This is a genomic window from Virgibacillus indicus (assembly GCF_002266285.1).
Classification (GTDB): domain Bacteria; phylum Bacillota; class Bacilli; order Bacillales; family Amphibacillaceae; genus Virgibacillus_K; species Virgibacillus_K indicus.
Genome location: NZ_NPMS01000006.1, coordinates 28,852 through 49,466, shown reverse-complemented (window position 1 = coordinate 49,466; position 20,615 = coordinate 28,852). Strand labels below are relative to the sequence as shown.

The following is a 20,615-nucleotide window of genomic DNA, read 5'->3' as shown; positions in this document are numbered from 1 at the left end:
CAAGTCATTTTAGAAAATAAAAAAACCTGAAAAGAACACAAATAGATAAATATCTATCTCGTATTCTCCCAGGTTTTGCCTGCCTAACAGTAACAATCCTTGAAAAATGATATTAATTTGTTTCCCTGTTTGAAACCCGATGAACATGAATCATGAAATAGGTCATTTCATCCTTGGTCATTTCCATTTGATATTGCCTGCTCAAATACTCCTGAACTTTCCTTGTGCATTCGTAAGCTTCCGGATATTGTATCCTGACTTGCTTGAATAAGGATTCATTGTCATCGTCGTTTCTTTCTCTGCGCAGCATACGGTAAGCAAAATACCTAAGATGTGTAATAAAACGACTATAATTCATGGAATCTTCATCAAATTCAATGCCGAAATGATACTTCACTATAGTTGTGACTTCATTGACAATGTTCGTCATTCTCATGGTCTCTTCCATTTTGGAACCATCTTGTCTGGCATTGAATAAATGGAGCGCAATAGATGCTGCTTCATCACTGGGTAATCTGTCCCCAGTTCTTTTCTCAATCAGATTCAGCGCTTTACAGGCAGCCTGATATTCCTCTTTATAGAATTTTTTCACTTCCCATGTGAGCGCATTCGTAACGGGCAATCCATCCTTTGATCTCCTGATTGTAAAATAGATATGGTCTGCCAATGACAAATATAAGGAATCATTAAATTCTGTATGTAAATCGGAAGCTGCCATATCAATGATATCTTTGGAAATAACCATGATTTCATAGGGAATCTCATTCATTAGCTCAGACAGCTTGTTAGCAAAATGGACAGAAGGCGCCATAAATGTTTTTTCAATTTTGTTCGCATCAATCTGGTCGCCCTTCTTTTTCTGAAAAGCAATACCTTTACCCATCACTACCATTTCTGTATGCTGGAGATCTTCTGTCAAAGCAACATTATTGTTGAATATTTTTTTGATTTCCATGTTTATCACATTTCCTTTATAATATAAAAAACCTGAATCAATAAAATTATAGATAGGTTTCCCCACTACAAATTTATTGATCCAGGTTTTGCCTGCTGACCAGTAACAATCCTGTGATAATTTATATCATATATGATTACGCTTACTTTTGCAATCTTTTCTTTTAAAAATTTTTTTATCACAGAGAGATGTGTCATATGCAATGTTATTTCGACTGTATCCAAGATTCCATCATAGATGTCATCATTAAGAACCGTTATAGAAAGCCAATCTGGCAGCCCATAGGACCTAAATCTATTACTCTATCATGATGAATCGAATTAATTTGCTCAAGTGAATGAAGTGCAGGCATTTCCATATGGAAGGCCATCCCAATATCATATTATTCACTATCCCTTACTTCCTCTTTTAACCGAAACAATTCTTTCTTCAAATTCTCAATAGTCTTTTCATAAGCTGAATCATGATAAACATTCGTCATCTCATGCGGGTCTTTTTCCAAGTCATACAGTTCCCATTCTGGCTCTCTGTATTCGTCCACCGCATCAGCTGCTCCAAGAGCTTTGCCATAGTAGTAGATAAGTTTATATTTATGTGTTCGGATACCGTAATGGGCACCCACTTTATGCTCTTTGCTTAGATGCTCCCAGTAACGATAATACATGGATGTCTGCCAATCCTCTGGTGTATTCTCCTCCAATACGGGACGGAGGCTTCTTCCCTGCATGGAATCCGGAATATCAATTCCCGCATAGTCGAGGAAAGTCTCCGCGAAATCTACATTCAGAGCAAAATCCTTCGTGACAGACCCCGCACGTATTCCTTTTGGATAACGGATGATAAACGGCATTCTAAGTGACTCTTCATACATAAAACGCTTGTCATACCAGCCGTGGTCTCCAAGGAAGAAACCCTGATCCGAAGTATAGATCACGATAGTATTATCAGCAAGTCCTTCTTCTTCCAAATAATCCAGCATTCTGCCAACATTATCATCAATAGATGCGACACAGCGTAAATAATCTTTGATATATCTCTGGTAATACCAGCTCTTCAACTCTTTATCAGAAAGACCTTCCGGCGGATCTGCTTTGACATCCCGCTTGATCAGGTCACGGTCAATACGCATTGTTGCTTCTTTTGCAGCCTCAGATTTCCCTTCATAATCATCGTGAAAGCTGTATGGCTCGGGAATATCTACATCTTCATACATATGTGCATGCTTTTCATCCGGATCCCATGGACGATGTGATGCCTTATGATGGTACATCAGCATAAATGGTTTCTCTTTATCTCTATTTTTCAGCCAGTCCAGTGAATAGTCAGTGATGATATCAGTAACATAGCCTTTTGCCTGCTTTTCCTCTCCCATTTCAATCATTTGAGGATCATGGTAATCACCCTGTCCCGGAAGTACGTTCCAGTAATCGAAATCAGCCGGATCATGATGCCCCCCATGTCCAAGATGCCATTTTCCAATTAATGCGGTCTGATACCCATTTTTCCGCAGCAGACGCTGTACTGTTGTTTGCCGGCTGTCAAATTTATCACCAAGTGTCTTTACGCCATTCACATGGTTATACTGTCCTGTCAAAATGGCAGCACGACTAGGTGCACAGATGGAATTCGTACAGAAACAATTGTCAAAACGCATGCCTTCATTTGCAATTCTATCCAGGTTCGGTGTCTCATTGATCTTACTTCCATAACAGCTCATAGCATGGGATGCATGATCATCACTCATCATAAAAATGATGTTCGGCTGTTCATTACTCATTTTCCATTCCCCTTTTCTCTATTAAAATAAATGCGTCAGATTCAGGTTTCTGATCGTTTTTGTTATTTCTTTTGTTCTTGAAGATCCCAGCTTTTTCAGCAGCGTGTTAATCTGGGATTTGATTGTTACAACTTCGACTCCTCTAACTTCTGCAATCTTTTTCACTTTATTATTTTCCAGTAGCAGCCGAATCAGTTCTCTTTCTGTTTTCGTTAAATTTGATAAATTATTAACAAAGAAGAGCAGACTTTTCTCTGACTCCTGAAGACGCTTGTACTCCTGCATTACCAGATCCTTTACTCTGCCCTCGAGAGTGGTTCTCCCTTCATAGGCGTCCCTTATACTGTGAATTAATTTTTCTTCAGCAGCTCCTTTTACAATATAGTCGACTGCGCCGGTTCCCATAGCTGTGAGGATCATTTCCTCCGTTTCATGAGCGGTTAAATAAATGATTTTTTCATCTTTGTTCTTATCACGAATGGATTCAGCAGCTCTTATACCTGCATAAACACTTTCCATTTCAATGTCCATTAGAATGATGTCATGTTCCACACTGCCAGCAAGTTCTATTATTTCTGTCCCATTAGCGGCTGTTCCGATAACCTTCATATCATCTTGCTGAGAGATGATTTCCGCAAGGTCCTCTCTCAAAAGATTGAAATCCTCGGCAATGATAACTTTTATCATCTGTTTCAATTGCAACACTTCCAATTACTTAAATTTCGGCAGAAACAAAAAGAATGTTGTACCTTTCCCCTCTTTACTTTCAAAACGGAGGAGCCCAAAATGATCTTTGACGATGGTATGTACATAATGCAATCCCATCCCCCAATTAAAGTTTGAGTTTTTTGTTGAATAAAATGGTTCCATTATTTTCTTCAGATTCTTTTTTTCAATCCCCGTGCCTATATCCCGTACTTCAATAACGGCATATTGCCTAGTCTTATAACTTCTGATAAATACCCCAATATCCTCATCCAGACCTTTGTTGTCAACTGCTTCCTGCGCATTTGTCAGGATATTATAAATTGCCTCACTCAGGCGCGGAGCATCTGCAAGAATTTCTGCTTGGTCTGCTATATCTGCCTGCACTTTTTTATTAGGATATTTATTGTGAAATTTCTCAATGGAGTTGGAAATGATTTCCTCCATTGAAACTGGGACAAGATGCACAGTCTTTGCCTTTACAGCCTGATACAAGTCTTCTATTCTTTCAAGTATTAATTCATTCCGTTCAGTCAGCTGATCTGTGTATGCTTTCACCTTCACCAGATCTGGCTCATTCCCCATCTCACTGTTCAACCTTTTAAAAATCACTCTATTGGCAAGGAGCTGATTCTTTATGCTGTGGACGAATACCGAGGTCCCTGTGCTGACCATTTTATAATTTCGCTGGATTGTTATTTCTTCTTTATCCGTATCAAACATATCTTTTGTATATTTCAAAAGACCTGTAAACCCGACGATTGCCAGCACAATATTCACAATAACAAGTTTTAGGTATGCAGGAACGGATAATACAGCATCCATGTAGTAAATTCCATTTCCCCAATAATAAAACTGATAGATTTGAATTGGGTTCTGTCCGAAATAAAGCAGATAGAGGAACGTGATGGAAAAGATAAAAAAGATAATAATCATAAATCTGCTCTGAAAAATTCTTATCTGTATGGAGAATGCTTCTACAATGAGCAAAATAAAAGAGACTATGACATATAACAGCACCCAGATTAAAGAAAAATTACTCACAATCAGGTTATAATTCCCAGCTGGGTCCGAAAAATAATGAAAAACTTCTGGATGATACAATACCAGTGAAATGACTGGTGGAATAAAAACAAGTTTTGATATGAATTTATTTCTTTTTAACCATGCTATCTCGGAATAATGGATTGCCAGTACCAGCAAAAAAAGCGGGAATATGTAGCGGCCGATAGCAACCATATAACCAAGTGCATCAAGTGTAATGTAAAAATATTGAGCATAGGATTTGATTACCGGATTAAAAAAGTAGAAATCCTGCAATTTCTCGGAAATCCCACCCTTTTTAGCAATGTAAAGCATGATGCCTGTAATCAATACAGCAAGGCTTGAGCACATGCCAAAAATATAAAATGTTTCTTTGTTTCTTTTCACAAGCAAAACAAGAATAGATGAAACTATCAGAAACAGCATCAGTATAATGAGCATTCAAATCACCTGTAATCAATGTATGCAGACCCATTTTCTAAAATTGAGTCTGCATAACTGGAATATATCAATTTTAACTCATTATTTAAGAATTTTGTGTATTATTCAGCAGCTTTTTCCATATTTTCTAACATGAGATACTCGCTTACATCGACTTTATCATCTTCTGTCAGACGTTCTGATTCAATGAAGTTTTCCTGCTGCTTCTCATAATATTGCTCTATTGTTCCATCGTTAAGCATCTCAAGGATTTCTTCAGATTTTTTCCAGTCTCCATCGCCAGTTTGTGCAAGAACTGCATCCTCTTCAACTGCACTCTGCTTTGCTACCCATTTTGCAACTTCTTCTGGATTTTCCACGTGATAATCCATTCCTTCATATAATCCACGAGTGAACTTTTCTATTGTTTCAGCGTTTTCTTCCGCATAAGATGGAGACACTACCCATGATGCAATCGATGGGAACACATCCGCATATCTTGCATTATTGGTCAGCATTACAGCCTTATCTCCCATTTCTTCTTTAATTGTATTCGTATTTGGAGACCATGTAGCAACCGCATCTACACCACCGGAAATCATAGCTGTTACAATTGCAGAAGCATCCATATCCACAAGTGTGACATCATCTTCGGAGATTCCTGCTTCCTGAAGCGTCAAATCAAGGATTGTTTCACTTGATGTTCCCGTAGCGACGCCAATTTTTTTGCCTTTAAGATCTTCAATGCTTTCAATACCCATTTCTGTGTTTCCAATCACTTCATCCGCGTTTCCAAGGTGAGAAAATGCGAATATTTTGGCCTGCCCCTGGATTGGAAGAACATGAGCCCCTGGTCCAATATAGCCTGCATCGATACTTCCAGATTCCAGCGCAGCTATTATTGTCGGACCATCTGCAAATTCAACGAGTTCCACTTCCAGGCCCTGCTCTTCAAAACTGCCTGTTTCTATTCCTGCAACTACCGAATTCATACTGGCATAGTTCGGCATATACCCTACCTTGAATGTTTCTGTTTCCTTATCTCCTGATTCCCCTTGTGCTGAATCGGCATCTGAATCACTGCTGCATCCAATTAATACAACTGCTAGAAATGCAACCACTAAAAAACTGTAAAATTTCTTCATTTTGTTCTCCCCTTTTTATATAATTTATTTCCTTACTGCCAAATACTCCTGGTATACCTGTCCCCAAATATAATTCTTTTTTTCAAGAAATTCTTGTGTCATTCTTGTTTCCTGATTTCTCGGATATGGTATATCTATATCCACTGTTTCTTTAATTCTGCCTGGCCTTGCACTCATAATTACGACTTTTTGTCCAAGCAGAATGGCTTCTTCCACATCATGCGTAATAAAAAAGCATGTTTTCTGTTCACTATCCCATGTATGGAGCAATTCTTCCTGAAGCTGTGTCCTTGTTTGTGCGTCCAAGGCGCCAAACGGTTCATCCATCAATAATACACTTGGATTTGCAGCGTAGGCTCTTGCAATAGCCACCCGCTGTTTCATTCCACCTGAAAGCTCTTTCGGATAGTGATTGATAAAATCCTGAAGGTCAACCAGTTTTATATACTTTCTTGCTATTTCCTCTGCTTCTTTTCCTTTAATCCCTTGCAATTTCAAACCAAATTCCACATTCCCTTTTACAGTAAGCCAGGGAAAAAGCGCATATTGCTGAAAAACGACTCCTCTTTCTGTACCTGTACCAGTAATTTCTTTCCCATCACAGGAAACAGTTCCGCTTGTCGGCTTTTCTAATCCAGCGATAATATTTAACAAAGTAGACTTTCCACAGCCTGAAGGACCAACAACTGTCACAAATTCATTCTCATGGATATCAAGGTCTATTCCGTTTAACGCCACTACTTCCCCATTGCGGGAATCAAATATTTTCTTTACTTGATTAATTTTTACTTTTACACGTCCCGTTTTTCCTGCCATCCTGTCAACCTCCTTTCCAGTAATTTGACTAGCCTTTCAAAAATAAGACCAATAATACCAATGATGATGATATATAACAGCATTGGTGATGACTCAAACGTGTTGCTCAATGCCCGGATTCTCATCCCCAGCCCCGCTTGAGCCCCTGTTGACTCTGCAGCAATCAGGGAAGTTAAACCCACCGCAGTACCGAGACGAATAGCAGTTATAATAAATGGCAATGAAGCTGGTGCAATTACTCTCATGAATATATCCCTATCTTTCGCACCCAGTACTCGTGCTGCTTTGATCAGTGTCGGATCTATATTTTTAATCCCCTGGTAAATTGTAATGGACATAACTAAAAAAGTAGCAATCGTGATAACAATAATCTGAGGAGTACGTCCTACACCTGCCGAAATTACTACTAGCGGCACATATGCCAACGGTGGAATATTCCTGATAAATTGAATCCACGGTTCAATTATAAAGCGAATCGGTTTATACCAGGCCATAACGATAGCAACTGGCAGAGACAGGATGAAACCAATCGAGAAACCGGATGTAACCGAGATCAGACTGCTCCCAATATCCTTCCAGAATACCCCTCGCTGCATCATAGTCCCTATTGATTCCACAACAAGGAAAACATTTGGGAAACTTCGTGAGGTCGAAGGGATCAATGAAAGAATTGTCCAAAAGAGTAATGCTGCAATTAAGGATATTGCCAGCCAGCCTCCATTCGGTATCCTTTCTGCTAAATTTCGCTTCACCTTTTTCTTTTTGGCAGTTCCATCCACTAATGTATGCGCTTCCATACGTGACCCCCATTTGCTGATTTATTGTATCGATAATATCATGGGGGTTAATTTCTGATAAGTATGATTTTTTTTACAACCTTTTTTTAATGGCTCTTTTCGTAAACTTTGCTTCTTTTTAAACTTCTTAGTTTCTATAGACTGCGACGTAACTGCTCTGTTGATTTCAACTTCGGACGGATGTTTCGCGGGTTGAACGGATTATCAGGATTTGGGGTACTTCTCTAAGCCCCAACAGCCAGAAACAAGTAGCTACCGGTCACATAGCGCGCCTCTCTGAGCCCATACAGCCAGAAAGAAGTAAGCCACCAGTCACATAGAGGATATTTCGTTGGATGGCTGATATGATGGTTGAAGTGTGGTTATATTTCCTGAGCGGCCGATGGAATTATCATCGCTGATTTTACGTCACAGTTTATATCGACTGCAGGGCAGATAACCAAAATCACTTCGGTGGGACGACAGTGCGCAGTCCCAATTTATGCAAAATCAGCACAACAAATAGAAAAAAACCAGAAAGGCCAAATTGACCTTCCTGGTTTTATTATGCATCCCGCACACAGCGAAAACTCAAATTCCCCGTGGAACTATCCATCGTATTGGAGCTCCTCGCCGCCACCCGGTAACGATTGCAATACGTATAGTGGCACAAATAGGAGCCGCCGCGCATGGTTTTAGGAGTCTGAGAATCTACGTTAGCTAATAGATTCACAGATTTATCAAACCAATCGGAACACCATTCCCATACATTCCCGGCCATATTATACAACCCATATCCATTTGGCGGGAATGATTCTGCAGGGGCTGTTCCAAGATAGCCGTCCTCTTCCGAATTGGTCCTCGGGAAATCACCTTGCCAGATATTGCAATAGTGTTCACCGTTCGGATGAAGTTCATCACCCCAAGCATATTTTTTCTGTTCCAGTCCCCCTCTTGCTGCAAACTCCCATTCCTTCTCTGTTGGAAGTCTTTTCCCAGCCCATTTACAGTAAGCTTTAGCATCATTCCAGGATACATGAATGACTGGATGGTCCATTCGTTCTTCTATCCCCGATCCTTTACCTTCAGGCTGATACCAATACGCTTCCTTTACAGCAAACCACCAAGGAGTTCCCTGAGGCTGCTGGGCGTTTTTCATCTGCTCTTCAGATAAAAATTTATAAAACACAAACGACCAGCCATATTTTTCTGAGTCTGTTACGTAATTAGTCTCATCGGCAAATTGTTTAAACTCTCTATTGCTTACAGCTGTTCGGTCTATATAAAAGGGTTTGACATGAACCTTCCTGACTGGACCTTCCTTATCCGCAGGAAAACCATCCCTGTCTTCTGTCCCCATTAAAAATTCCCCGCCAGACAAATAAACCATTTTCTCCTTAAATTTAACTTCTTCTTTTTCAGCAGTCTGGATCTTATAGCTTTCAGGAATGTCTCTTGAAATACTGTCTCTGCTGACTGAACAGCAGGAAGGTTTCGATGTATGATGTTCGTACATATAATAACAGCTCCTTTATTTTAATATTTCAGTTTTTTCAATTTGCATTAATTATAGGGGGGTTAACAGAATTTGTAAATGATCCTTAAAGCTGTTATCTTCTATCAAAAGTGATTTCCGCTACCCCATCAAAAATGCCTCAAAAGACGTTTCTGCTTCTTTCCTAAATCGCCGCTCTTTTTGCACCATCCAAAAATCTCTCATCAAATGGAAATCTTTCATTGGAATCTCACGCAATATATTATATTTCAACTCTTTTTGGACGGTTAATCTTGGCAGGATACCTGCTCCAAGATCTGCTTCCACTGCACTTTTTATTGCTTGCATGCTACCAAGCTCCATAGCATTTTCAATGTTGTCGAGAACGTCATGTTCCTTCAGAGCTTCCTCCACAATCAGTCTCGTTCCAGATTCTTTCTCTCTCCAAATCATCTTTTCATCGGAGAGCTCCGTCACATTTATTTCTTTTCTTTTGCCCCACGGGTGGTCATAGGAAGTGACCAAAATTAACTCATCATCTGCAAATTTTTGTTTTTTGAACTGGTCATCATGGGAGATTCCCTCAATGAGCGCAATATCTATTTCATTTTCCTCCAACCTTTTAAGCATAAGAGGAGTGTTGCCAATCGATAAACTGAATTTTATATCTGGATGCTGTTTTTTAAACCGGCCAATTAAACCCGGCAATAAATATTCTCCAATAGTAAGACTTGCACCGACATGTAATATTTTCTCCCTTTCCCCCAGATGTTCCTGAATACCTTCATATGAAGCTTTGTTTAAAGCAAGTATCTCCTTGGCGTATGGATAAAGTAATTTCCCCGTCTCGCTTAGTTTCAGCTTTCCTTCATCCCTGTCAAAAAGAGAAGTTCCATAGCTGTTTTCCAGCTGGCGTATCTGTTTCGTGACAGCTGGCTGTGACACAAAACCCAGCCTGGCAGCTTTTGATATACTTCCTTCTTCAACTACCCGGCAAAACATTTGTAGGTTCCCAATATTCAATGCTGCTCACCCCTGTCTCTCTCTATTCTACCTTTTATTTTATCATAATGAGGAACAATACCTATTCGTTTCTGTTATAGCTTATGAAATATATTGATTTTCTTTATTTCGATTCTCATGAGAAAATGATATATGGAAAAGGAGATGGAAACAGATGGATTTATGGTCAGGACTCCTGCTTTTAGTTATCGGAATTATTGCCGGCGGCTATGGCACGATTGTTGGTGCAGGCGGCGGTTTCATTTTTGTTCCGGCATTGTTGATACTTTTGGATATGGACCCGGTCATCGCTGCCGCTTCCGGATTGGTAATTGTTTTGATTAATTCATTCACTGGTGTGCTTGGCTATGCCAGACAAAAAAAGATCAATTATAAAATAGCACTGACCATTGGAATAAGTGCACTCCCAGGTGCATTGCTTGGTGTATGGCTGCTTGAAGTATATTCTTCTCAATACTTCTATGTTATCTTTGCAACCATATTAGTTGCACTTGGAATCTTTTTATTCAGCAAGAATTCACCGCTTGAATTAAAAAAGAAAAAGCCAATGCCAGAGAAGAACACACCTATGGAAAGCAAAGAATTAAGTGATAAATGGTTCATACCGCTTGGGCTTCTTATGGGAGTCCTGTCAAGCTATCTCGGGATCGGAGGCGGCTGGCTTTTAGTTCCAATCTTAATTTATCTTTTTAAAGTACCTACGCACCGAGCAGCTGCTACATCAATTCTTTCATTATGCCTGTACTCCACAGTAGGCGTCGTTGCCCAGCTCTACTACGGAAACATTGACTGGACAACCGTTGTTTTTGGCGGAGCTGGTGTCATTATTGGTGCAAATATCGGTGTGATTTTATCACAAAAATTGCCAGGTAAAGTTATACTGCAGATGCTGTCTGTTATATTGGTTATTATTGGGGTGAGGATGTATTTTCAGTAAACGTAAAAATTTCGTGTTTAAAACAAAAACCGCAAACTGCTAATGCAATTTATGCATTAGCAGTTTAAAGTCCTTAATCTCTATCCAGCTATTACACCTGCCACAACTCTTTAGTCGAGGTTGACACTGCAGCTGCTCCTGCTTTAAGAGCCAACTCTATATCTTCATCAGTGGTTATTAAACCACTGGCAATAATCGGAATTTCTGTCTGCTCTCTAATCGTTTCAATAACTTCTGGAATTTTCCCTGGCAATAGCTCAATACTATCCGGCTGATACCGGTTCCCGATTCTAATATTATTTTCCAAAGATAAGCTATCCAAAAGAAATACCCTTTGAATAGCAAGTATATTGCGCTTTTTCACAAGCTCTACAACACTTGCCCTTGTAGTAACAATACCATCTGGTTTTATCTCATGTGCTAAATATTCCACTCCATATTCATCTGCTTTCAAACCCTTTATCAAATCAATATGCAGAAGTACTTTCTTCTTCGCCTTTTTAACATATTTTACAAGCCCATTTAATTGACCTAGTCTTGATTCCAATATAACAATCCATTCATGTCGTGATTCTAATGCCTTTTCTAAGTCTTTCATCCTTCGAACAGCAGGAATTATTCCTGTTGGTGTATTCATGATTTTCTCCTTTTTAATTAATTACAAACTGTAAAATTCATCTAAATACTCGTGTGGCCTCTACTGCTTTTTTCCAGCCTTCATATAATTCCTGTTGCTTACCAGCATTTAATTTAGTTTTAAAGGTTTTATCATGCTGCCAATAGCTGCCTATCTCTTCTTTACTTTTCCAAAAACCAACCGCCAGTCCCGCAAGATATGCCGCTCCTAATGCGGTTGTTTCCTGAACAACTGGGCGTTCAACAGGCACTTCCAGCATATCGCTTTGAAACTGCATAAGGAAGTTATTTTTTACCGCTCCTCCATCTACCCGCAGCGATTTTAATTCAATCCCGCTATCATGGATCATTGCCTCCAGCACATCTTTCGTTTGATAAGCGAGTGATTCCAGTACTGCACGGATAAAATGTTCCTTCGATGTGCCGCGAGTTAATCCGAATACTGCTCCCCTTGCATCACTGTCCCAATATGGAGTTCCTAAACCGACAAATGCAGGTACAAAATAGACTCCTCCTGTTGATTCAACATTGCCCGCAAAGACTTCACTTTCCGGCGTTGTTCTAATAAGCTCCAAACCATCTCTGAGCCATTGAATGGCAGATCCCGCCACAAAAATACTTCCCTCGAGCGCATACTCTACCTTACCATCCACACTCCAAGCAAGCGTCGTCAACAAACCGTTTTCAGAGGCTACAGGTTTTTCACCAGTATTCATCAGCATAAAACAGCCAGTACCATACGTATTTTTTGCCATACCCTCTTCAAAACATGCCTGGCCAAACAGTGCTGCCTGCTGGTCTCCAGCAATTCCTGCAATTGGTACCTCATGCCCGAAGAAATGATAATCAACAGTATGTGCATATATTTCCGAAGACTGACGTACTTCTGGCAGCATACTCTTTGGAACGGATAAAATTTCTAATAATTCTTCATCCCATTTCAAGTCGTAAATATTAAACATTAATGTACGGGATGCATTTGAAAAATCTGTCACATGAACTTTCTGTCCCGATAACTTATATACCAGCCATGTATCAATTGTTCCGAATAAAAGATCTCCACGCTCGGCTTTTTCTCGGGCTCCTTTCACGTTGTCCAAAATCCATTTTACTTTTGTTCCTGAAAAGTAAGGGTCCAATAACAAGCCAGTTTTTTCTCTAAATAATTTTTCATGCCCTTGTTCCTTTAGTTCTTTACAAATATCATCTGTCTGTCTTGACTGCCAAACGATAGCTTTATAGATTGGCTTTCCTGTAGTTTTATCCCATACAACGGTGGTTTCCCGCTGGTTTGTGATGCCGATTCCAGCTATTTGTGCAGGAGTGACATTCGCTTTCCGAAGTACACCAGCAATACATGCCAGAACTGAAGTCCAAATTTCATTGGCGTCATGTTCCACCCAGCCAGGCTGAGGGAAAAACTGCTCAAACTCTTGTTGTGCAGTCTCAACGATTCTCCCTCTTTGATTGAATAAAATTGCCCGTGAGCTTGTCGTGCCCTGGTCCAGTGATAAAATATAATCTTCAGCCATAAACTATTTCACCTTCAAACCATTATAATAAAATTTTTTCATATAAGAAGTCTTCTAGAATCCAAAGAGTCTTGGAACCCACATATATATAGGCGGGAATAAAGTCATCATTAACAATACAATAAACATTGCTATCAAATAAGGAATAGAAACCACAAAAACCCTTTGAACAGGTACTTTGGCTATTGTACTTGCCACAAACAGACATAACCCGACTGGTGGTGTAACGAGTCCAAAACCAAGCGCCATAACAGTAAATAGTCCAAAATGAATTGGATCGATACCATAGCTGACAGCCATAGGTGCAAATATTGGCACCAGCATAATCATTGCAGCAGCCTGTTCTATAAATAAACCTACGAACAAATATAAAGCAAGCATTAACAATAAGAATACGACAGCACTGCTTGTCATTGACTGGAATAACGAACTGACCATGGTTGGGATACCTTCAATAGAAATCCACCATGTCATTACATTTCCAATAGAAATCAGAATCATTACAATTGATGTGACAATTACGGTTCTTAATAATGCGTCATACAGTGACTTCATCGTTAGCTCTTTCGTGACAAAAAAGCCAATTACCAGTGCGTAAATAATTCCTAAACAACCAGCTTCAGTTGGGGTTACAATTCCGGCTGTAATACCTACTACAATAATAACAGGCAAAATTACCGCTATGGAAAACCTTCTTAAAATTATAAGCACATCTTTAAATGTATATTTTGTTTTATCTTGAGGATAGTCTTTTTTTCTAAGCAATATATAGGTTACGACTATCAGGGAAAGACCTAAAATAATCCCCGGCACAATCCCAGCCAAAAACAAACCAGCTACAGAAACATTCGCTGCTGCAAATGCATAAATCAGCATAGGCAAACTAGGCGGAATTATCGGCCCGACCACAGAACTTGTTGCAGTTACAGCAGCTACTATCTCTCCATCTTTATATTCCTTTTTTGTTCCCGGAATAAGCATCGAACCAACAGCACTTGTATCTGCGATTGCCGAACCGTTGATACCACCAAACAACATACTGACGAATATATTGATATATAATAATGAGCCTTTAATACGACCTAATAATAGTTTTGCAAAGTCGAGTAATCTCTGTAAAATACCGGATCCGCCCATTAATTCACCTGCCAGTATAAAAAAAGGAATAGCAATTAATGAAAATGAATCTAATCCTGTCCAAAGACGTTGAGCGAATAAATCAAGCGGGCCATCTGTTGCAACAAAGCCTACAAGCGTTGCAATTCCTAAAGCAAATCCAATAGGGACACTTACAGCAATAAGAATTAAAAACAATATAGTAAATGAAATCAATACCGCCAAAATAACAACCTCCTTTTCAACCATTGCTAAAACTGAATACTAGTTGAATTTACTCTTTCGAGAGCAATGATAATGCAGTAGTAATGTTTAATTGTATCAACATGTATATGAATCCAATTGGTACTGATAAATAGGGGATTATCATACTAATGCCAAATACAAATGGATCATGGGAACCCAGTCCGCTGAATGCAAATATAAACCCATTATAAATAACAATTATCAGAAAAACAGATACAACTATATCGATAAATACAATTAATTTCTTTCTTCCTTTTTCAGTTAAACTATCTCTGAACATCTCCACAACAATATGTTCACCAGCCCTTATTGCCAACCCGGATCCCAAAAAACACATCCAGATCATTAAATATTTTGCCAATGCATCTGCAAAATTCAGAGGGTTAAAAAATACAAACCTGGTAGTGATAGAAATGGAGATTGTAAGAACAATGATTGCCAGTAAAGCGACACATAAGATTTGGACAGTTTTTCCCAGCACGTTATCTACTTTTTTCAAATACAAGCCAAAACCACTTTGTGGAACCATATCAAGAAGCACCTCCAATTACTGGGAAACATAATACTGATACTCATCATGTCTCCCAGTAATATTAGTTTTATAATCTCTTAATCTATTTCGTAACCCCAGCCGCCATCACCGACAGGGCCCATTTCTTCAATAATAAGATCCAGTTTTTCCTGGGACATTCCTTCCTGGCCTACAAACTCTTCCCAGACTTTCTCTTTTGTCACTTCTTTAACCTTTTCATATTCATCCTCAGGCAAGGAGTAAATTTCCACACCTTCCGCTTTCATTTCCTGAATATTTTCTGTTATATACTCACTCATAAAATCAACATGCCATTCTTTCGCTTCTTTTTCAGCTTCAATCAGGGTATTCCGAATATCTTCAGGCAAACCCTCCCAAAGCTCTTTATCCACTACGACTACAGAAGTATAATTTTGAAAATTAAGATCCAGCATATATTTGATTAATCCGCCTTCATGGAATTTGGCAGAGTAGAAACTCCCATACGGCACTGTCAATCCGTCTACCATGCCAAGCCTTACTGCTTCAGGAGTTTCCGGCCAATCTACCGTAACACCTTTTGCTCCCCATGCTTCCTGACTCGCAATTTCCAGTGGGGATCTTGAAGCACGGAATTTCATACCTTGAAAATCATCCATTGATTCAATTTTCTTCTTGGAAGTCCCTACTTGCCTTGGTCCGCCCATTTCGATTGTTGAAATCCATTCCAAATTAATATCGGCTATTTCTTCATTGACCAATTCTCTAATTTTTTCACTTTGAGTAGCATTCAACAGCTGTTGTCTGGACTCAAATAAAAATGGCAAATGGAATATTTCAAAAGCTGGAGTTATGGAGGCCAGGTTAGCAAATGAATCTGCCGCCATATCTAAATTCCCATTTTTCACAGCCTCAAATGTTTCTACGCCAGAACCAAGCTGCCCGCCATGCAGCACATCGATTTGAATTCTGCCATCCGATTTCTCGTTAGCTAATTCAGCAAATTTGTTTAGCAAATAACTGGAAATGTCTTCCTCAGCAAGCACATTCGCCATTTTAAAAGCATATTCCGCTTCGCCTGTATTCGATTCTGTTTCGCTTTCAGCTTCACCAGTGTCAGTATCAGTATTTGTGTCATTATTATTACCATCATCTTCCGTTATACCACAAGCAGCCAAAAAGCTGATTAAGGCTATTATAAATAAGCAGCCTAATGTTTTTTTCAACATTTTAATTTCTCCCCTTTAATTTAAATTTCTGCCCTCAGATTAGTTAACTTCTAACCCATCTGTGCATTTAATACTCTCAGGTGGGTCAGAGCTTCATACCTCAGCATGATTGCTGTCACAATTTACCATTATGCAGACCATTAAAAGTCCCTTCGTGCTGTACGTAGCGAGATATCTAGAGGCCGTAGTTTGTTTCTTCCATCCGATTTGTAATTTCATCTAAGTTTCATTCCGATTTGCGCTGCAGCTAGTGATTCGTTGTGTAATAAAAATCACCACCTTTTTAATTATGAATAAGCTTTATTCATCTTCCCAAAAAGCCTTGTTCGAACCTTCCATCAATTCAAGGATTTTCTTTCTTGGTACAACGCCGCATCTTTCTGCCCATTCCTCATACATCGCAGCCATTTCTTTCACTTTTTCAGGGTACTTTTCTTTTAAGTCATTCATTTCTGTACGATCGTTTTTCATATCAAACAGTTCCCAGTCTTCCGGGTATTTTCTTACCAGCTTCCATTTGCCGATCCGGACTGCTGCATTCCCTTCATGCTCAAAGTAAAGTGGCGTTTGATCATCATAATCATTTTCAAAACTGTCACTTAAACTTTTACCTTCTAAAGGCAAAATCTGTTTTTCATTGTAAGACTCTGGATATTTTGCTCCGGTGATATCTACTATCGTTGCCATGATATCCGGCAGCTGGCCGGGGATATGTCGTAATTCACCTTTATTTTTAATTCCTTCCGGCCAGTGAATGATTAATGGTGTAGAGATTCCACCTTCATGCACCCAATGCTTATACAGTCTAAATGGAGTATTGGACAAATTAGCCCAGGCTGTTCCATAGCTCTGGTACGTATTTTCAGGTCCTGGCATGATTGAAGGATTATTGCCGAACTGTACTTCTTCACCATCTCGAGTATGTGATTTAGCAATCATTAAATTATTAACCAGTTCATCAACCTCAACACCTTCAGGGATATCCTCTGCACAAGCACCGTTGTCTGACAGGAAGATGATAATTGTATTATCAAGCTGGTCTGTTTCTTCCAGCGAATCCAAAATCCGGCCAATTCCCTGATCCATGCTATCAATTTGTGCCGCGTAAACCTCCATACATCTTAAAAGCCATTCTTTATACTCCGCATCATTCCATTCTGGCTGTGTCGGGTCTCGATCTGTCAATTTCCAGGAAGGATCGATTATTCCCTTTTCAACCAATCTTTCTAACCTTTCTTCTCTCAATTTATCCCAGCCTGCATCAAATCTTCCGCGATATTTTTCTATATCTTTTTCCTTTGCATGCAATGGCCAATGTGGGGCGGTATAAGCGACATACTGAAAAAATGGCTCGTCTGGGTTTTCTTTTTTATGTTTTTTAATGTAATCAACTGCCTGATCACTAATCGCATCCGTATAATAAAAGTCTTCATTCTCTTTTGGTTCGTGCTCAATATTTTCATTTCCGCGAGTCAAAGTATTCGGATCATAAAAGCCTCCTGCTCCAATTATTGTCCCGTAAAATTCGTCAAAGCCGCGCTGCAGCGGCCAATTTCCAGAAGGCTCGCGCAAGCTTTTTGCTATATGCCATTTTCCTGACATATATGTTTTGTAACCGCTGTCTTTTAAAACCTCAGGAATTGTGACACATTTATTATTCAAATCTCCTGGATAGCCTTCAGGGCCGCTGTCATAAGTTAAAATGCCAATCCCAGTCTGGTGCGGATGCAGCCCGGTTAATAAAGATGCTCTTGAAGGGCTGCAGCGGGCTGTATTATAAAATTGTGTATAGCTCAGTCCATCATTGGCGATTTTATCTAAATTAGGTGTTTCTATTTCCCCGCCAAAACATCCTATATCGGAATACCCCATATCATCATTAAGAATTAATAATACATTTGGTTTTTTCTGCATTGCTGATCCTCCTAGTTTTGTATGTAGCCTGCTTAAATGTTTATTTTAGTTTCTTCTGGATAATTTAATTAAATATTGAAAATATTCCGGCTGGTAAACTGCCTTTAAAAATTCCACAGGCTTGTTATTTTCTGTATAAGTTGTTCTTTCTAAATATAAAAGCGCATCATTTTCTTTTATTTTCAGCATTCCAGCTTCTTCTTTATCTGCATTAATGGCACTGATTAACTGCCTTGCATCCTGCAGATAGATGCCCTTATTCTCTTCTAAATATTTGTAGACAGCCAGCGATGCCAGGTTTTCTGTCTCAAAATAATTTTGATATTCCGTTGGAAAAAATGCATGCTCGATTGCAATAGGTATGTTGCCGCTTGTACGCAATCGCTTTAGCTGCCAGGCTTCAGTAACGTTTAACTTATCCCTTATGTGTACATCCAGCCCTTTTGTATTGCCTTTCAATAAAACCTCCGCACCAGGTTCCATTCCCGATTCTTTTTGTGTTTCACTAAATCCCATTAATCTGCCAACCCAATTTTCAGGGTGATTTGTCCTTAGAAAGGTTCCACTTCCTCTTCTTCTTACAATCACTCCTTCATCAACTAACATTTGCAAGGCACTGCGCACTGTCACCCTGCTCACATTGAACTGTTCCATCAATTCATGTTCAGTTGCGAGTTTTCCGTGTTCATCTACCAGCTCATTAGCAGTTACTTTATTGCGAATAATGTCCCGCAGTTGAATTTTAAGAGGAATGCCACTATCGAAATCGATAGGGTTCATTATGACTTCTTTAACTTTTTCATTCATTTAGCCACCTTTCCTTTCTCTTTCTGAATCATTCAAAGGTTTGTATGAAAAGTTGTATTATGAATTGTCCTATAATTATAACAACTATTATCAATAATTCAATAATTATTATTAACTTTTAATCGTTATAGGGTATGACAAATAGTTATGCGTGGCAATTTGGATAGCAGTTTCTTCGGAGGGAGTTCAGGTGGGATTCCAATAAGCTGAGAATCATAAGTAACCTTAATGAAGCAGCTGGAATTTAAAAAAAGAGCCAACCAGTTATCTCTCAATCTCCTGGGCGGCTCTCTCAAGTAGTATTCAAGTTGTATTGTACCGATACAAATTCTTCATATATTTTTCATAACAAATCGTTTAATTCTTCTTGCAGCTTCCTCCAATAAATCCAGCGAAGTTGCATACGATAAACGTACATTGTCCGGTGATCCGAAAGCTGAACCTGGGACAAGTGCAACTTTTTCTTCTTCCAGCAAAGCAGTGACCCAGTCATCAACAGACTCTAATCCATTCATATTGGCTGCCTCTTTTACGTTCAGAAATAAATAAAAAGCTCCTTTTGGTTTCACACAAGTAATACCAGGTATATCAACTAATAGGTCATACATTGTATTTAATCGTTCTTTAAAAACTTCATTCATTTTAGAAATGATATCCTTTTGTCCATCCTCGTATGCCCTTATCGCTGCATATTGAGAAATGGATGCTGGATTTGAAGTTGCATGTGACGCAAGGTTTGTCATCGCTTTAATGATTTTTTGAGGTCCTGCAGCATATCCAATACGCCAACCTGTCATCGCATGTGATTTACTTACTCCATTAATTATTACAGTTTGATTTTTTAATTGATCTGACAACTGAGCAACAGATATATGTAAATCATCAGTATAAATAAGCTTTTCATATATTTCATCCGAAATGATTAATACATTATGCTCTAGGCAGACCTGCCCCAGTTGTGCTAATTCATGTTTGGTATACATCATTCCTGTTGGATTGCTGGGAGAGTTGATAATTAACGCTTTTGTTTTAGAGGTGATTACTTTTTCCAGCTGTTCCTTTGTTATTTTAAAGTCGTTCTTTTCTAGACCAGTTATATAAACAGGGATTCCACTAGCAAGGGTCACCTGATCCGGATAGCTTACCCAATATGGGGTTGGTATAATAACTTCATCACCTTCATTTAAAAGAACTTGAAATAAGGCATAAAGTGCATATTTTGCACCGGTAGTAACAATTACTTCATCAAAATCGTACTCCAGATTTTGGTCATTTTTGAATTTATTCATAATTGCCTTTTTTAGTTCGATTACTCCCCCAGCCGGAGTGTATTTAGTCAATCCAGCCTCCATCGCTTCCTTCGCAGCCTCAATAATATGCTCTGGAGTATTAAAGTCAGGTTCCCCAAAACCCAAACCAATGACATCGTGTCCTGCATCTTTTAACTTTTTAGCTTTAGAAGATATCGCTATAGTTGATGATTGAGTTAAAGCCTGTACTCTGTTCGCTAATTCCATAAAAATCCGCCTTT

18 protein-coding genes are annotated in these 20,615 nt (G+C 39.1%); 1 reads left to right on the top strand and 17 read right to left on the bottom strand.

The genetic code is table 11. The features are described 5' to 3' along the window. Positions 1 to 112 precede the first annotated feature (112 nt). The 9 genes from licT to CIL03_RS12905 all read right to left on the bottom strand — a co-directional run bounded on the left by licT (position 113) and on the right by CIL03_RS12905 (position 10,156). Positions 113 to 955, bottom strand: coding sequence for a BglG family transcription antiterminator LicT (gene licT, locus CIL03_RS12945; protein ID WP_094886459.1), 843 nt, complete (start codon positions 953 to 955; stop codon positions 113 to 115). A 382-nt stretch (positions 956 to 1,337) separates the two neighbouring features. Further along, positions 1,338 to 2,732, bottom strand: a complete 1,395-nt coding sequence (locus tag CIL03_RS12940) for a sulfatase family protein (RefSeq protein ID WP_094886292.1) — start codon at positions 2,730 to 2,732, stop codon at positions 1,338 to 1,340. A 21-nt stretch (positions 2,733 to 2,753) separates the two neighbouring features. Then, complete coding sequence (locus tag CIL03_RS12935) at positions 2,754 to 3,419, bottom strand: response regulator transcription factor (protein ID WP_240508083.1); 666 nt, start codon at positions 3,417 to 3,419, stop codon at positions 2,754 to 2,756. A gap of 24 nt (positions 3,420 to 3,443) precedes the next feature. Next, entirely contained in the window at positions 3,444 to 4,922 is a 1,479-nt protein-coding gene (locus tag CIL03_RS12930; protein ID WP_094886290.1) for a sensor histidine kinase, read from the bottom strand. 101 nt (positions 4,923 to 5,023) lie between these two features. Continuing rightward, a complete protein-coding gene (locus CIL03_RS12925; protein WP_094886289.1) occupies positions 5,024 to 6,046 on the bottom strand; it encodes an ABC transporter substrate-binding protein in 1,023 nt (340 codons plus the stop codon). 24 nt (positions 6,047 to 6,070) lie between these two features. Further along, positions 6,071 to 6,862, bottom strand: a complete 792-nt coding sequence (locus CIL03_RS12920) for an ABC transporter ATP-binding protein (protein ID WP_094886288.1) — start codon at positions 6,860 to 6,862, stop codon at positions 6,071 to 6,073. Beyond that, positions 6,838 to 7,659: an ABC transporter permease gene (locus tag CIL03_RS12915; RefSeq protein WP_094886287.1), complete on the bottom strand. Its 822-nt coding sequence runs from the start codon at positions 7,657 to 7,659 to the stop codon at positions 6,838 to 6,840. Before CIL03_RS12915 ends, CIL03_RS12920 begins: the two co-directional genes overlap by 25 nt. A 544-nt stretch (positions 7,660 to 8,203) precedes the next feature. Continuing rightward, entirely contained in the window at positions 8,204 to 9,154 is a 951-nt protein-coding gene (locus CIL03_RS12910) for a formylglycine-generating enzyme family protein (RefSeq protein ID WP_094886286.1), read from the bottom strand. 120 nt (positions 9,155 to 9,274) lie between these two features. Further along, positions 9,275 to 10,156 carry a LysR substrate-binding domain-containing protein gene (locus CIL03_RS12905; RefSeq protein WP_240508074.1) on the bottom strand — a complete coding sequence of 294 codons (882 nt, stop codon included), beginning with the start codon at positions 10,154 to 10,156 and terminating at the stop codon, positions 9,275 to 9,277. A 154-nt stretch (positions 10,157 to 10,310) separates the two neighbouring features. Here CIL03_RS12905 and CIL03_RS12900 point away from each other — a divergent pair, with 154 nt between their 5' ends. After that, complete coding sequence (locus CIL03_RS12900; RefSeq protein WP_094886285.1) at positions 10,311 to 11,093, top strand: sulfite exporter TauE/SafE family protein; 783 nt, start codon at positions 10,311 to 10,313, stop codon at positions 11,091 to 11,093. Positions 11,094 to 11,184: 91 nt separating this feature from the next. Here CIL03_RS12900 and CIL03_RS12895 read toward each other — a convergent pair whose 3' ends face one another. The 8 genes from CIL03_RS12895 to CIL03_RS12860 all read right to left on the bottom strand — a co-directional run bounded on the left by CIL03_RS12895 (position 11,185) and on the right by CIL03_RS12860 (position 20,601). Beyond that, on the bottom strand, positions 11,185 to 11,730 hold the full coding sequence (locus tag CIL03_RS12895) for a glycerol-3-phosphate responsive antiterminator (protein WP_094886284.1): 546 nt from the start codon (positions 11,728 to 11,730) through the stop codon (positions 11,185 to 11,187). Between the two features lie 37 nt (positions 11,731 to 11,767). Continuing rightward, a complete protein-coding gene (gene glpK, locus CIL03_RS12890) occupies positions 11,768 to 13,261 on the bottom strand; it encodes a glycerol kinase GlpK (protein ID WP_094886283.1) in 1,494 nt (497 codons plus the stop codon). A 54-nt stretch (positions 13,262 to 13,315) separates the two neighbouring features. Further along, positions 13,316 to 14,602, bottom strand: coding sequence for a TRAP transporter large permease (locus CIL03_RS12885; protein ID WP_165767958.1), 1,287 nt, complete (start codon positions 14,600 to 14,602; stop codon positions 13,316 to 13,318). A gap of 49 nt (positions 14,603 to 14,651) precedes the next feature. Further along, positions 14,652 to 15,152, bottom strand: coding sequence for a TRAP transporter small permease (locus tag CIL03_RS12880; RefSeq protein WP_094886281.1), 501 nt, complete (start codon positions 15,150 to 15,152; stop codon positions 14,652 to 14,654). Between the two features lie 80 nt (positions 15,153 to 15,232). Next, entirely contained in the window at positions 15,233 to 16,363 is a 1,131-nt protein-coding gene (locus CIL03_RS12875) for a TRAP transporter substrate-binding protein (RefSeq protein ID WP_094886280.1), read from the bottom strand. Between the two features lie 300 nt (positions 16,364 to 16,663). After that, a complete protein-coding gene (locus CIL03_RS12870) occupies positions 16,664 to 18,277 on the bottom strand; it encodes an arylsulfatase (protein WP_094886279.1) in 1,614 nt (537 codons plus the stop codon). A 45-nt stretch (positions 18,278 to 18,322) separates the two neighbouring features. Continuing rightward, positions 18,323 to 19,084, bottom strand: coding sequence for a GntR family transcriptional regulator (locus CIL03_RS12865; RefSeq protein WP_094886278.1), 762 nt, complete (start codon positions 19,082 to 19,084; stop codon positions 18,323 to 18,325). A gap of 332 nt (positions 19,085 to 19,416) precedes the next feature. After that, complete coding sequence (locus CIL03_RS12860) at positions 19,417 to 20,601, bottom strand: pyridoxal phosphate-dependent aminotransferase (protein WP_094886277.1); 1,185 nt, start codon at positions 20,599 to 20,601, stop codon at positions 19,417 to 19,419. Positions 20,602 to 20,615 lie beyond the last annotated feature (14 nt).

What these genes read in the sequence shown, in the direction of transcription:
- licT (WP_094886459.1), bottom strand. Translation starts at nt 955, where the DNA reads ATGGAAATCAAAAAAATATTCAACAATAATGTTGCTTTGACAGAAGAT.
- CIL03_RS12940 (WP_094886292.1), bottom strand. Translation starts at nt 2,732, where the DNA reads ATGAGTAATGAACAGCCGAACATCATTTTTATGATGAGTGATGATCAT.
- CIL03_RS12935 (WP_240508083.1), bottom strand. Translation starts at nt 3,419, where the DNA reads ATGATAAAAGTTATCATTGCCGAGGATTTCAATCTTTTGAGAGAGGAC.
- CIL03_RS12930 (WP_094886290.1), bottom strand. Translation starts at nt 4,922, where the DNA reads ATGCTCATTATACTGATGCTGTTTCTGATAGTTTCATCTATTCTTGTT.
- CIL03_RS12925 (WP_094886289.1), bottom strand. Translation starts at nt 6,046, where the DNA reads ATGAAGAAATTTTACAGTTTTTTAGTGGTTGCATTTCTAGCAGTTGTA.
- CIL03_RS12920 (WP_094886288.1), bottom strand. Translation starts at nt 6,862, where the DNA reads ATGGCAGGAAAAACGGGACGTGTAAAAGTAAAAATTAATCAAGTAAAG.
- CIL03_RS12915 (WP_094886287.1), bottom strand. Translation starts at nt 7,659, where the DNA reads ATGGAAGCGCATACATTAGTGGATGGAACTGCCAAAAAGAAAAAGGTG.
- CIL03_RS12910 (WP_094886286.1), bottom strand. Translation starts at nt 9,154, where the DNA reads ATGTACGAACATCATACATCGAAACCTTCCTGCTGTTCAGTCAGCAGA.
- CIL03_RS12900 (WP_094886285.1), top strand. Translation starts at nt 10,311, where the DNA reads ATGGATTTATGGTCAGGACTCCTGCTTTTAGTTATCGGAATTATTGCC.
- CIL03_RS12895 (WP_094886284.1), bottom strand. Translation starts at nt 11,730, where the DNA reads ATGAATACACCAACAGGAATAATTCCTGCTGTTCGAAGGATGAAAGAC.
- glpK (WP_094886283.1), bottom strand. Translation starts at nt 13,261, where the DNA reads ATGGCTGAAGATTATATTTTATCACTGGACCAGGGCACGACAAGCTCA.
- CIL03_RS12880 (WP_094886281.1), bottom strand. Translation starts at nt 15,152, where the DNA reads ATGGTTCCACAAAGTGGTTTTGGCTTGTATTTGAAAAAAGTAGATAAC.
- CIL03_RS12875 (WP_094886280.1), bottom strand. Translation starts at nt 16,363, where the DNA reads ATGTTGAAAAAAACATTAGGCTGCTTATTTATAATAGCCTTAATCAGC.
- CIL03_RS12870 (WP_094886279.1), bottom strand. Translation starts at nt 18,277, where the DNA reads ATGCAGAAAAAACCAAATGTATTATTAATTCTTAATGATGATATGGGG.
- CIL03_RS12865 (WP_094886278.1), bottom strand. Translation starts at nt 19,084, where the DNA reads ATGAATGAAAAAGTTAAAGAAGTCATAATGAACCCTATCGATTTCGAT.
- CIL03_RS12860 (WP_094886277.1), bottom strand. Translation starts at nt 20,601, where the DNA reads ATGGAATTAGCGAACAGAGTACAGGCTTTAACTCAATCATCAACTATA.